The following is a 12,176-nucleotide window of genomic DNA, read 5'->3' on the forward strand; positions in this document are numbered from 1 at the left end:
ACGGCGTCGCCTACGACCCCACCCAGCACAGAGCCCTCCAACGACTCCTCAACCAAGATCAACCGGCTGCTGCTTGACACAGGGCTACTCATGCCACGCCCACCAGCTTCGCCATGCGCAGCCGGGTGATCCTGGCGAGCTCGTCGCGCACCACGCGGCGCTCGGCCTCCTCGTCGTTGAGCAGGCGCTCGTTGAGGCGGTCCAGCATCTGGCGGCCGCTCAGCCCGGTGGCGCAGATCAGGTACACGTGGCCGAACCTGTCCTCGTAGTCCCGGTTGCCCTGCGCGAGTTCGGCCAGCACGTCGTCACCGACTCCGGCCTGTTCCTGACGTGACCACTTCTCCGTGGTGCGCTCCCCGATCCTCGGGTGGGCGCCGAGCGCCTCCAGCACGTCGGGCCACTCCAGCGCGCGCACCGCGGTGTCGGCGGTGGCGGTGAGCTGGGCCAGGTCCCGGTGGGGCCGGAGTGCGGCCACGGTCCTGGCGAAGGCGTGCGAGGCGCAGCAGGCCATCAGCTCGCGCTCGGCGTCGGCCGGGCTGAGGGCGTTGAAGTCGGCCAGCCCGGACACGGTCTGCAGGTTCGGCATGTCAGAAGTACACACAGGGCTCTCGTGCCCGGTCCATCCGCAAGAACTCCGAACTGCTCCAGGGGTTGGTCAGGACTTTTCGTGTCATGCTCCAAGTTCTGCCGGGCCGCACCCGCGGGTACTGTCCGTGCATGCGACTCAACGCGCTGCTGGAGATGCCGGAACTGGGTCTGTCGACCGTGGTCGGGCACGACGAACTCGACCGCCCTCTGCGCTGGGTCGTCACCACCGACCTGCTCCACCCCGGCCGCTACCTCAGCGGCGGCGAACTCGTCCTGACCGGCCTCATCTGGCGCAACTCCCCCGCCGACAGCGAGACGTTCGTGGCCGCGCTGGCCGCCGCCGGGGTCTCGGGGCTGGGCGCGTGCGAGGCGGCCTCCGGCGACCTGCCCGCCGACCTGGTGGCCGCGTGCAGGAAGCACCGGGTGCCGTTGTTCCACGTGCCGCAGGCGCTCGGGTTCGCCGAGGTGACCGAGCACATCGTGCGCCGGCTGTCGGGCGCGCGGGCCTCCGACGTCAAGGCCGTGCTCGACCGGCACCGCCAGCTCGTCTCCGGCGCCGGGCTCGACCCCGTGATGGAGATGATCGGGCGCGACCTCGGCATGCGCGGCTGGGTGCTGACCGCCTCCGGCCGTACCGTTGCCGGGGCCGACCCGCCCGCCGACACGGCCATGCTGGCCAGGGCGTTCCTGACGGCCAAGCGGCTGCCCTGCGTACGCGGCGGCTACACGATCTTCCCCGTGGACGAGCAGACCACCTCGCGGGTGGCCGACTGGTTCGTGGCCTTCGAGGGCTCCATGGACGACTGGCCGGAGGAACGGCTCGCGCTGGCCGCCGAGCTGGCTGCCGTCGCCGCGCTGGAGCGCATGCGGCTGGACGACCGGCTCAGCCCCGAGGGCCGCATCGGCCAGGAACTGGTCCGGCTCGTGCTCACCGACGGACGCCCCAGCGACATCCTGCCGCGCCTGCAGGTGACCGGCCTGGCCGAGGCGTCCGGCTACGTCGCCGTCGCCGCCGCGGCGGGCGGCAGCCTGCGCCCCGGCGAGCTGCGGGCGGTCGTCAAGGAGATCCTCTACGGCCTGCGCCCCGTCATCGGCGTCGTCGAGGACGAGACGATCGCCCTCGTGCCGGCGACCGGCGAGGACGTCACCGGCCGGGTCCGCGACGCCGTACAGGCGCTGGCTCCCGGGCTGGGCGGCAGCAGGCTCAAGGTCGGGGTGAGCGGGCAGGCGCAGGTGGAGGGCCTGCGCGGCGCGGTCGAGGAGGCCCGCTACGCGCGCCGGATGGCCGAGGGCAGGGCCGAGCCCGACGCCGTCGTGGGCCACGACGAGCTGGCCACGCACGTGCTGCTGCTGGCCTCGGTGCCCGACGACGTGCGGCACATGTTCCGGGTGCGGCTGCTGGACCCGCTGCGCTCCTACGACCAGGTGCACCGGGCCGACCTGGTGCGCACGCTGGAGGCGTTCCTGCTGTGCTCGGGGTCGTGGACCAAGTGCGCCGAGCTGCTGCACGTTCACGTCAACACGCTGCGCTATCGCATCCAGCGCATCCAGGACCTCACCGGGCGCGACCTGTCGCGGCTGGAGGACAGGGTGGACTTCTTCCTGGCGCTCCGGCTGGGCTAGGCGGGGCACGTAAAGACAGGTCAAGGCGACGGAGACAGCCGGAGCGCGGCGATAGACTGGGCCCCATCATGACTCCCACTTCACTCATCGGCGGGCACGTCTCCGTCGCGGGCGGCCTGGCCACCGGCGGCCTGAAGTTCATGGCCGACATCGGCGCCGAGATGATGCAGGTCTTCGTCACCAACCCGCGCTCGTGGGCGCTGACCGAGCGCAAGCCCGACGAGGACGCCAAGCTCGCCGAGTCGGGAGTGGAGAGCTTCATCCACATCCCCTACCTGGTCAACTTCGGCTCGCCCAACCCCGACACGCTCGCCAACTCCGTCGAGCTGACCCGCTACACGCTGCGGCGCGGGGTCGAGACGGGAGCCAAGGGCGTGGTCGTGCACACCGGCTCGGCGGTCACGCAGCCGCGCGAGGCCGCGATGGCGCAGTTGCACGAGCACCTGCTGCCGCTGCTGGACGAGATCCCCGACGGCGGCCCCGACCTGCTGCTGGAGCCGATGGCCGGGCAGGGCGCGATGTTGTGCGCGACGGTCCAGGACCTGGAGCCCTATCTCGCGGCGCTCGACTGGCACCCGAAGGCGGGCATCTGCTTCGACACCTGCCACGCGTTCGCCGCCGGGCACGACCTGGCCAGGGAGGGCGGGGTCACCGAGACGCTCGACGCGCTGCACAAGATCGCGCCGGGCCGGTTGAAGCTGGTCCACGCCAACGACTCCAAGGACGTCTGCGGCTCCAAGAAGGACCGCCACGAGAAGATCGGCCAGGGCGAGATCGGGCTGGCCGCCTTCGGCGAGCTGTTCCGGCACGACATCGTGGCCGGGGTCCCGGTCTGCATCGAGACGCCGGGCAAGCCGCCGGAGTATCGCATCGACATCCAGGCGCTCAAGGACCTGCGCGACGCCCCGAGCTAGGACGGGGGCGGCGCGGTGCTGTTCCTGACGTGCAGTTCGTGCGGGAGCAGGAGCCGCTCGGGCCGTGGGTCGCCCGACAGGAGCAGCCGACCGGCCGTCTGACCGGCGAGCTGGCTGTGCTGCCTGACCGACGTGAGGGCCGCCTCCTCGGCGGCGGTGTCGGAGAAGCCGACCACCGACAGCTCGCCGGGCACCTTCATGCCCGCCTCCGCCGCCGCGTCCAGCACGCCGAGCGCCAGCACGTCGGTGTTGCACAGCACCGCCGTGGGCCGGGGTGAGCGGGCCAGCAGCGCCCGCCCGGCCTCGCGGCCCGCCTCACGCTCGTTGCCCACCACCTCGTAGACCGGCACGTCCGCCCAGTCGACTCCGCCGGCCTCGAAGGCGGCGCGGTAGCCGAGCACCCGGTTGCGCATGGCCTGGAAGACCGCGCTCTCCTGCCGCCCGACGTCGGCCCAGCCGTGCCGGCCGTCCTGGTGGAGCCCGACGACGGCCAGCCCGACCCGGGTGTGCCCGAGGTCGAGCAGGTGCCGCGCGGCCGATCCGGCCGCGGCCAGTTCGTCGATTCCCACGAACGGCACGCCCTCCACGAACGGCTCGTCCACCATCACCGTCGGCAGCCGCCTGGCCAGCACGGCGTCAAGGGCCGCGTGCCCGTCGGGCAGCGAGAACACGCAGAAGGCGTCGACCACGGCGTCGCGCACCAGCTCGGTGCGTTCGACGCCGCGCGGCTGCTGCAGGATGAGCAGCCCGACCGCGGCCTCCTCGGCCGCGACGGCCAGCCCCTGCAGGAAGCCGATCGCGTACGGGTCGGCGAAGGCGTAGGGCAGCGTCTCGGTGAAGATCAGGCCCAGCGCCCCCGCCCTGCCGAGTCTCAGGGATCTCGCGGTCGGGTTGGGGCCGGCGTACCCGAGTTCCTCGGCCACCCGCAGGATGCGTTCGCGCAACTCGGCGCTGAGCTGGTCGGGGCGGGAGAAGGCGTAGGAGACCGTGGCGCGCGAGACGCCCACGCGGTCCGCGATCGTCTGCAGGGTCACTCGCTCGGTCATCCACACACCCTAGCGAAAGGCTTCTTAATCAGTTAAGCTCTTAATGGATTAAGGAGGCAACATGGATGCCATGCAAGTGCTCGCCCACCAGACCGCGATGGGGTATGAGGACGGGCTTCGCTCCGCGCTGCCCGACGCCCCGCGACAGCCGGGAGGAGACGTCGAACGCGTCAGGGTCCGGCTGGCCCGCACCCTGCGCCGCACCGCCGACCACCTGGACCCGGCCCCCGCCAGGACGGTGGCCGGGTAGGTCAGAACGTGGCCGCGCGCAGGGCCAGCGCGATCACCGCGGCGTCCTCGGGGGCGCGGACGTCGCGGCCGGTCAGCTCCTTGAAGCGGGCGAACCGGTGCTGGATGGTGTTGCGGTGGCAATACAGGGCGGCGGCGGTGGCGGCGATCGCCCCGTCGCCTGCCAGGTGCACGCGGACCGTCTCCAGCAGGCGTTCCCGCTCGGCCGCGCCCACCGTGTAGAGCGGGCCGAGGACCCGGGCGGCCAGTTCGGCCGACAGCTCGGGGCTGTGGGCGGTGAAGACCTCCAGCCAGCTGTCCTCCAGGCGGACCGGGCCGCCCTCCGGCGCGGCGGCGCGGGCGGTCGCGGCGGCCAGCCGTACGGCGTGGGGGATTCTCGCCAGGCCCGCCACCTCGGGCGAGACGCCACAGGGGACGCCCGCCAGCGCGTCGAGCACCACGCGCTCGGCCCCGCCCGCGCGGGCCGGAAGCTGGACGACGAGGATGTCGCCGGTCGGCGCGTCGTGGCGGTGCAGGCGCAGGCCGAGCAAGGCCAGCGTGGAGACCGCCGCCCGCAGCGAGGCGCCCGCGGCGGGGTCGGCCAGCGATGAGTCCGGCGGGGTGCCGGAGCGGAGCGGGCCCGTGCTGCCGTCGGTGACGACGGCGACGAAGGCGGCCGAGGTGTCGAAGCCGAGGACCCGCCCCGCGTCGCGCACCACGTCGGGGTTGCGGCCGTCGTTGTCCAGCAGCCGGGCGAACCACGTGCGCCGCTGGTCCTCGCGCTGGCGGCCCATCTCCAGCACCGCCCGCTGATAGCCGGTCATCAGGCCGGTGTTGTGCTGCTCGACCGCCTCCCACACCAGGTTCGCCGAGCGCAGCAGGCCGGGCAGGTCGTCGGGTTCCGCCTGGGCGATGAGGCCGTGCCACAGCACCTTCGCGTCCAGCCGCGCCGCGGCCAGCAGCGACTCCAGGGGCACGCCCTGCCCGGCCCGCCGTTCGCCCATGCCCTCCGAGTGCGGCGCGAGCTCCTCCGGGGTACGCCCGTCGGCCAGCACGCGCAGGATCAGCGCGAACCCCACCCGCGCCCCCGCCCGCACCTCCTCCGGCGGCACCAGCCCGCGCGCGTAGGGCTCGATGGCCATCACCTCGGGCAGCCAGGCGTCGATGAGGTCGTCGTAGCCCTTCAGGCATCGCGCGGCGAGCCGCGAGACGACATCGTTGGTCATATGCACAATCTAACGCGTTGTTTACGCGCCGTATCACCGTTGGCCACCTCCGTGACCTGGCCTTACGGTGGCCGGAAGGGAGGAAGCACGTGCATCTGACGCCTCGTGAGCAGGAGCGGCTCACCATCTTCACGCTCGCCGAGCTCGCCCGCCGCCGCCGCGCCCGCGGCCGCCGCCTCAACGCGCCGGAGTCCATCGCCCTCATCTGCGACGAGATCCTGGAGCTCGCCTGGGACGGGCTGTCCCTGGAGGAGGTCATCGCCGGGGCGAAGGCCGTACTGGACGAGGGCGACGTCATGGACGGCGTCGCCGCGCTCGTCACGCACGTCCAGGTCGAGGCGCTCTTCCCGAACGGCACCGCGCTCGTCGCCGTCGACGCCCCCATCGGCCCGGCCCGCGCGGACGGTCCCGGCGCGGTGCGGACCGCCGCCGAACCCGTCGAGATCAACCCCGGCCGCCCGCGCTCCCTGCTGCGGGTGACCAACGAGGGCGCGCGCACGGTCTTCGTCTCCTCGCACTTCCCGCTCGGGGAGGTCAACGCGGCGCTGACCTTCGACCGCGACCCATCCGGCCTGCGCCTGGACATCCCAGCCGGTACGGCTACCGCGTTCCGCCCCGGCGAGAGCGTCGACGTGGAGGTGATCGAGTCATGAGCACACCCGGAATCGACCGCGAGACCTACAACGCGATCTACGGCCCCACCACCGGCGACCGGATCCGCCTGGGCGACACGTGCCTGTGGGCCGAGGTCGAGCACGACGACGTGCCGCACGGCGACGAACTGCTCGGCGGCTGCGGCAAGACGCTGCGCGACGGCCTGCTGGCCCGCCCGCGCGGCGACCGGGAGTCGGCGCTGGACCTGGTCGTGGCCGGGGTGGTGCTGATCGACCCGGTGCTCGGGGTGCGCAAGACGCACATCGGGGTCAAGGACGGGCGGGTCGTGCCGTTCCAGGGCGCGATCATCGACTCGCACACCGCGATCGTGCCCGGCGAGGGCCTGATCGCCACGCCGGGCATCGTGGACTCGCACGTGCACCTGTCCTCCCCGCAGATCGCTCCGGCGGCCCTGGCCTCCGGCGTCACGACCGTGGTCGGCATGGGCCTGGGCGGCGTGTGGGACGTGGGCGTGAACCCGGCGCGCAACCTGCACCTGCTCATGTCCGCCTGGCGCGGGACGGCGCTGAACGTCGCCTTCCTGGCCCGCGGCTCGTCCAGCTCGCGGCAGTTGCTGGAGGAGGCGGTGCTGGCGGGCGCCGGCGGGTTCAAGATCCACGAGGACTTCGGGGCGACGCCGCGCATCATCGACACCTGTCTCGGTGTGGCCGAGGACGCCGACCTGCCGGTGGCGCTGCACTCCGACTCGATGAACGAGTCCGGCTACCTGGCCGACACGATCTCGGCGACGCGGGGGCGGACCGTGCACGCGTACCACGTGGAGGGGGGTGGCGGGCATCCCGACCTGCTGGAGATCCTCAGCGAGCCGCACGTGCTGCCGTCCTCGACGACGCCGACGATCCCGTACACGACGAACACGGTCGGCGAGCTGTTCCCGATGACGATGACCGTGCACCGGCAGAACCACCACATCGGCAGCGACGTCGAGGTGACCAGGAGCCGGGTGCGGGCGCACGGCATCGCGGCCGAGAACGTCCTGCACGACCTGGGCGCGATCAGCATCGTGAACTCCGACTCGATGGGCATGGGCCGCGTGGCCGAGACGGTCCGCCGCACCTGGCAACTCGCCCACCTGCACGAACTGCGTGATCCGCGGCCGGGAAACGAGCGGCTTTTGCGGTATCTGGCCAAGCTGACGGTGAATCCGGCGGTGGCCCATGGGGTGGCGCACGAGGTGGGGACGCTGCTGCCGGGGCGGCTGGCGGACATCGTGCTGTGGCATCCGGCATGGTTCGGGGCGAAGCCGGAGCTGGTCATCAAGTCCGGATTTGTCGCCCATGGGGTGTCCGGCAGCGGGTCCGGCTCCACGCGGCTGACCCAGCCCCGCGTCTACCGCGACTACTTCGGCGGCCTCGGCGACGCGCCCGCGCAGTTGTCGCGGATCTTCGTGGCCCACGACGCCCTCGACGCCGCCGACACCAGGGACGCGCTACCCCGCGGCCTCAGATACGCGGCGATCAAGAACGCGCGCGGCCTCACCCGCGCCGACATGTACCGAAATATCGCGACGCCGTCGGTGGTGGTGCCCCGCGAACCCGGACCCGTCCTCGTGGACGGCGCCGAGGTGAGCATGGACCCCGCCACCCAGGTGCCGCTGGCCCAACTCCACCACTTCGCCTAGGAACCCCCCTCATGAGCAATCCCCGTGGCGCCGGAATCGCGTCCTTCGTCGGAACCTCCATCGAGTGGTACGACTTCTACATCTACGGCACGGCCGCCGCGCTGGTCTTCGGCAGGCTGTTCTTCCCCGAGGCCAGCCCGACCGCGGGGGTGATGGCGTCCTTCGCCACGTTCTGGGTGGGTTTCCTGGCCAGGCCGCTGGGCGGCGTGATCTTCGGCCACCTCGGCGACCGCATCGGCCGCAAGGGCACGCTCGTCGCGACGCTGCTGCTCATGGGCGGCGCCACCACGCTGGTCGGCGTGCTGCCCACCTACGCCTCGATCGGCATCCTGGCCCCGATCCTGCTGGCCACGCTCCGCTTCGTGCAGGGCATCGCGGTCGGCGGCGAGTGGGGCGGCGCCGTCCTCATCGCCGCCGAGCACGCCGGGCCGAAGCGCATCTTCTACGCCGCCTTCGCCCAGCAGGGCTCCCCCGCCGGATCCATCCTGGCCACCGGCGTTTTCGCCCTGGTCAGCCTCATGCCGGAGGACGCCTTCCTGTCCTACGGCTGGCGGATCCCGTTCCTGATGTCGGCCGTCCTGGTCATCGTCGGCCTGGTCATCCGGCTGCGGGTGGAGGAGTCGCCGGAGTTCGTGCGGATGCGCGAGAAGCGCGAGGTCGTCAAGCTGCCCGTCGCCGAGGTCTTCCGCACGTCGTGGCCGCTCGTCCTGCTCGGCATCGGCGCCAGCGGCGTCGGCATCGCCTCCGCCTACTTCACCAACACCTTCATCCTGTCCTGGGCCACCACCGACCTGGGCATCACCAAGAGCACCATGCTCAACGTGCTGCTGATCGTCTCCGTCACCCAGTTCGTCACCCAGCCGATCGGCGCGGTACTCGGCCAGCGGATGGGCGCGGCCAAGTACATGCTGATCGCGTTCACCGCGCTGATCGTGTGCACGCCGGTCACGTTCCTGATGGTCGGCACCGGCTCGCCGGCGTGGGCCACGGTCGGCCTGGCCCTGAGCGTCGTCTTCAGCGGTTCCTCGTACGCCGCGCTGGCCGGCTTCCTGGCCGACGCCTTCCCGGCCCGGGTCCGCTACACCGGCATCTCGCTGGCCTACCAGCTGTGCGGGGCGCTGATCGGCGGCACCACGCCCATGATCGCCCAGGCGCTGCTCAGCTCGACCGGGACGATCTGGGCGGTCGTCGGCCAGTACCTGGTCGTCATCCTGCTCACCATGGGCTGCGTGCTCGCGCTGAGCCGCCGCTCGGCCACCCGCCCGGCCCCCGCTCCCGTGGAGGTGTGATGCGCCTCGACGCGCTCTACGTCAACGGCCGCTTCACCACGCTGGACCCCGACCGGCCGACCGCCTCCCGGCTCGGCGTGTTCGGCGGCCGCATCGCCGGGCTGGACGAGGAGCTCGACGGGCTCACCGCCGACCGGGTGGTCGACCTGGGCGGGCGGCCGGCCGTACCCGGATTCAACGACGCCCACCACCACCTCAGCATGCGCGGCCAGCGGTTGCGCGAGCTGGACCTGCGGGTCGGCACGCTCGACGAGCTCTACGCGCTCGTGGCCGCCCGCGCGGCCGAACTGCCTCCCGAGGCGTGGGTACGCGGCGCCGGCTACGACCAGAACAAGCTCGGCGCGCACCCGGAGCGCGAGGCGCTCGACCGCGCGGCCGGCGGGCGGCCCGTCTGGCTGCAGCACAACTCCGGCCACATGGGCGTGGCCAGCACCGCCGCGTTCGCGCTGATGGGCTTTCCCGGCCTGGACGTGCCCGACGTGCCCGGCGGCTCGGTCGGCCGCGACCGGGACGGCCGGCCCGACGGGTTGCTGACCGAGCAGGCGCAGGACCTCGCGCACCGGGTGCTGCGGCCGGTGGCGCAGGAGGAGTTCGTGGAGGGCATCGGCCTGGCCTCGCGCGTCGCGGCTGCCGAGGGACTGACCAGCTTCGCCGAGCCCGGCGTCGGCCGGGGGCTGGCCGGGAACGGGCCGCTCGACGTGGCCGCGTTCCAGGAGGCGCTGCGGCGCGGGCTGCTGCTCCAGCGCGCCGTCCTGATGCCCGGCTCACCCAACCTGCACGAGGTCGGCGACGGCTTCGGCCTCGATCTCGGCATCCGTCCCGGGCTGGGCGACGAGCGGCTGCGCCTCGGGCCGGTGAAGGTCTTCTCCGACGGCTCGCTGATCGGGCGTACCGCCGCCATGTGCTGCGACTACGCCGGCGAGCCCGGCAACCGGGGCTTCCTGCAGGAGGAGGCCGAGGCGCTGCACGCGTTCATCCTGCGCGCCCACCAGGCCGGGTGGCAGGTGGCCGCGCACGCCATCGGCGACCGGGCCGTGGACGTGGTCCTGGACGCCTACGCCGAAGCCCAGTCGCGCTGGCCGAGGGCCGACGCCCGCCACCGCATCGAGCACTGCGCCGTCACCAGCCCCGCGCAGGTGGCCAGGATCGCGGCGCTCGGCGTCATCCCGGTGCCGCAGGGACGGTTCATCTCGGAGATCGGCGACGGCATGCTCGCCGCCCTGGGGCCCGAGCGGTCGGCCGGCTGCTACCGGCAGCGTACGTTCCTGGAGGCCGGGATCGTGCTGCCCGGCAGCTCCGACTGCCCGGTGGTCGAAGGGGCGCCGTTGCTCGGCATCCACGACCTGGTCAACCAGCGGACCTCGGGCGGGCGGCCGTTCAATCCCGGCGAGGCGCTGACCGCCGAGCAGGCCCTGCGCGCCTACACCTCCGGCTCGGCGTACGCGGTCTTCGACGAGCACCTCAAGGGGACCCTGACGCGGGGCAAGCTGGCCGACTTCGCGGTCCTGTCCGACGACCTGCTGGCGGTGGCGCCACAGAGCATCGGGGACATCGCGGTGCTGGCCACGGTGATCGGCGGCGACCTGGTTCACGACCTCCTCGGCTGAGCCGGGGCGTCAGCCGTAGCGGCCCTGGGCTGGTTGGATGGCGGCGGCCAGTGCGGCTGCCACCTCGGGGATCTCCTGCGGTGTCAGTGCCGCCACTGTGACGCGGATCGCGGGTGGGGTGGCCAGGCGGTTGCGGGCTCCCGGGGCGGCGGCCCAGCCGTGGGTGAGCAGGCCGGTGATGGCGGTGGTCTCGTCGGCGACGGGGATCCAGACGTTGAGTCCGCTGCGGCCGTGGGCGGAGATGCCGTGCCCGGCCAGGGCGTTGATGAGGGCCTCCCGGCGGGCGGTGTAGGAGGCGGCGACACGCTCGGTGGACACCGCGCCGGTCTGCCAGAGGTGGGCGACGGTGCGCTGCAGGAGGTGGCTGACCCAGCCCGCGGCCAGCCGCTGGCGGCCGCGCAGGCGGTCGACGGTCTGGGGGTCGCCGGTGACGACGGCCAGGCGCAGGTCGGGGCCGTGGGACTTGGCGGTGGAGCGGGTCACGATCCAGTGGGCCGTGGTGCCGGTCAGCGTGTGGATGGGCAGGTTCGCCAGGCCCGCCGCGTGGTCGTCCTCGACGAGCACGACATGGGGGTACGCGGCCAGCAGGGGGCGCAGGGCGGCGGCGCGCTCGGCGGAGACGGCCGCTCCGGTGGGGTTCTGGGCGCGGGCGGTGACGATCACCGCCCTCACACCCGTGGCCAGGGCTCGCTCCAGACCGCCAACGCCGGGGCCGTCGTCGTCCACCGGCACCGGGACCGGGCGCAGGCCCAGGGCGGTGACGAGATCTAGGGCGGCGGACCAGCCCGGATCTTCGACGGCCACGGCGTCGCCGGGGCGCAGGCGCATCGTGAGCACGCGCTCCACGGCGTCCAGGGTGCCCGAGGTGACGGCCGGGCGGGCGCCGTCGCGTATGCCGTCGGCCTCGAAGGTGGCGGCGGCGTGGGCCACCAGGTCGGGGAGGTCGGCGGTGCCGTACAGGGCGGGGCCGGCGGCGTGGGCGCGGGCGGCGGCGGCCAGGGCGTCGGTGAGGTCGGGCAGCAGCGCGGGATCGGGGTTGCCGCGTGACAGGTCGCGGGCGCCGGGCGGGACGTGGATGCGGATGTCCTCGCGGGCGGTGCTGGCCGGGCGGGGCCTGATGCGCGAGCCTCGGCGGCCCGCGGTCTCCACGACGCCGCGTTCGCGCAGCAGGCGGTAGGCGGAGGCGGCGGTGTTGGCGTTGACGCCGGTCCTGGCGGCGAGTTCACGCACCGTGGGGAGGGGCGCGCCGGGCGGGAGCGCCCCCTCGGCCACGGCCGTCTCGATGCCGGCGGCGATCTCGCTGGCTGTCCCGCCGGCAAACGTGTAGCTTACTAGCACAAAGTCTATTTTGTATTAGTA

Annotated in this window: 11 protein-coding genes; 7 read left to right on the plus strand and 4 right to left on the minus strand. The window is 73.0% G+C overall.

The window, feature by feature from the left end; genetic code table 11:
* Positions 1-88: 88 nt before the first annotated feature.
* On the minus strand, positions 89-586 hold the full coding sequence (gene uraD, locus HNR40_RS51530) for a 2-oxo-4-hydroxy-4-carboxy-5-ureidoimidazoline decarboxylase (RefSeq protein WP_184975797.1): 498 nt from the start codon (positions 584-586) through the stop codon (positions 89-91).
* Between the two features lie 131 nt (positions 587-717).
* On the opposite strand from uraD, the gene HNR40_RS51535 reads away from it, so the two are divergent.
* Together HNR40_RS51535 and HNR40_RS51540 are read left to right on the plus strand one after the other, a co-directional pair.
* Positions 718-2,211, plus strand: coding sequence for a PucR family transcriptional regulator (locus tag HNR40_RS51535; protein WP_184975801.1), 1,494 nt, complete (start codon positions 718-720; stop codon positions 2,209-2,211).
* A gap of 68 nt (positions 2,212-2,279) precedes the next feature.
* The gene (locus tag HNR40_RS51540) at positions 2,280-3,125 is read left to right on the plus strand and encodes a deoxyribonuclease IV (RefSeq protein ID WP_184975804.1); all 846 of its coding nucleotides are present in this window, start codon (positions 2,280-2,282) and stop codon (positions 3,123-3,125) included.
* Here the strand turns inward: HNR40_RS51540 and HNR40_RS51545 are convergent.
* Entirely contained in the window at positions 3,122-4,171 is a 1,050-nt protein-coding gene (locus HNR40_RS51545; protein ID WP_184975807.1) for a LacI family DNA-binding transcriptional regulator, read from the minus strand. The genes HNR40_RS51540 and HNR40_RS51545 overlap by 4 nt on opposite strands.
* Before the next feature lie 61 nt (positions 4,172-4,232).
* Between HNR40_RS51545 and HNR40_RS51550 the strand changes: the two genes are divergently transcribed.
* On the plus strand, positions 4,233-4,421 hold the full coding sequence (locus HNR40_RS51550) for a hypothetical protein (protein ID WP_184975810.1): 189 nt from the start codon (positions 4,233-4,235) through the stop codon (positions 4,419-4,421).
* A gap of 1 nt (position 4,422) precedes the next feature.
* Here the strand turns inward: HNR40_RS51550 and HNR40_RS51555 are convergent, their stop codons facing one another.
* Positions 4,423-5,625, minus strand: a complete 1,203-nt coding sequence (locus tag HNR40_RS51555; RefSeq protein ID WP_221341872.1) for a PucR family transcriptional regulator — start codon at positions 5,623-5,625, stop codon at positions 4,423-4,425.
* An 89-nt stretch (positions 5,626-5,714) separates the two neighbouring features.
* Between HNR40_RS51555 and ureA the strand changes: the two genes are divergently transcribed.
* The 4 genes from ureA to HNR40_RS51575 are packed head-to-tail and all read left to right on the plus strand — an operon-like array spanning position 5,715 to position 10,817.
* Positions 5,715-6,278 (plus strand): urease subunit gamma, encoded by a 564-nt coding sequence (ureA, locus tag HNR40_RS56960; RefSeq protein WP_184975816.1) that lies wholly within the window; start codon positions 5,715-5,717, stop codon positions 6,276-6,278.
* Positions 6,275-7,921 (plus strand): urease subunit alpha, encoded by a 1,647-nt coding sequence (locus HNR40_RS51565; protein WP_184975819.1) that lies wholly within the window; start codon positions 6,275-6,277, stop codon positions 7,919-7,921. The genes ureA and HNR40_RS51565 overlap by 4 nt, the downstream gene beginning before the upstream one ends.
* Positions 7,922-7,932: 11 nt before the next feature.
* Positions 7,933-9,210, plus strand: coding sequence for an MFS transporter (locus HNR40_RS51570; RefSeq protein ID WP_184975822.1), 1,278 nt, complete (start codon positions 7,933-7,935; stop codon positions 9,208-9,210).
* The gene (locus HNR40_RS51575) at positions 9,210-10,817 is read left to right on the plus strand and encodes an amidohydrolase (RefSeq protein WP_184975825.1); all 1,608 of its coding nucleotides are present in this window, start codon (positions 9,210-9,212) and stop codon (positions 10,815-10,817) included. The genes HNR40_RS51570 and HNR40_RS51575 overlap by 1 nt, the downstream gene beginning before the upstream one ends.
* Before the next feature lie 9 nt (positions 10,818-10,826).
* Here the strand turns inward: HNR40_RS51575 and HNR40_RS51580 are convergent, their stop codons facing one another.
* Positions 10,827-12,155: an aminotransferase class I/II-fold pyridoxal phosphate-dependent enzyme gene (locus HNR40_RS51580; protein ID WP_312896865.1), complete on the minus strand. Its 1,329-nt coding sequence runs from the start codon at positions 12,153-12,155 to the stop codon at positions 10,827-10,829.
* Between the last annotated feature and the right edge of the window lie 21 nt (positions 12,156-12,176).

Origin of the sequence: Nonomuraea endophytica (genome assembly GCF_014203235.1) — a bacterium.
GTDB lineage: Bacteria > Actinomycetota > Actinomycetes > Streptosporangiales > Streptosporangiaceae > Nonomuraea > Nonomuraea endophytica.

What these genes read in the sequence shown, in the direction of transcription:
- HNR40_RS51575 (WP_184975825.1), top strand. Translation starts at nt 9,210, where the DNA reads ATGCGCCTCGACGCGCTCTACGTCAACGGCCGCTTCACCACGCTGGAC.
- HNR40_RS51565 (WP_184975819.1), top strand. Translation starts at nt 6,275, where the DNA reads ATGAGCACACCCGGAATCGACCGCGAGACCTACAACGCGATCTACGGC.
- HNR40_RS51570 (WP_184975822.1), top strand. Translation starts at nt 7,933, where the DNA reads ATGAGCAATCCCCGTGGCGCCGGAATCGCGTCCTTCGTCGGAACCTCC.
- uraD (WP_184975797.1), bottom strand. Translation starts at nt 586, where the DNA reads ATGCCGAACCTGCAGACCGTGTCCGGGCTGGCCGACTTCAACGCCCTC.
- HNR40_RS51535 (WP_184975801.1), top strand. Translation starts at nt 718, where the DNA reads ATGCGACTCAACGCGCTGCTGGAGATGCCGGAACTGGGTCTGTCGACC.
- HNR40_RS51550 (WP_184975810.1), top strand. Translation starts at nt 4,233, where the DNA reads ATGGATGCCATGCAAGTGCTCGCCCACCAGACCGCGATGGGGTATGAG.
- HNR40_RS51555 (WP_221341872.1), bottom strand. Translation starts at nt 5,625, where the DNA reads ATGACCAACGATGTCGTCTCGCGGCTCGCCGCGCGATGCCTGAAGGGC.
- HNR40_RS51545 (WP_184975807.1), bottom strand. Translation starts at nt 4,171, where the DNA reads ATGACCGAGCGAGTGACCCTGCAGACGATCGCGGACCGCGTGGGCGTC.
- HNR40_RS51540 (WP_184975804.1), top strand. Translation starts at nt 2,280, where the DNA reads ATGACTCCCACTTCACTCATCGGCGGGCACGTCTCCGTCGCGGGCGGC.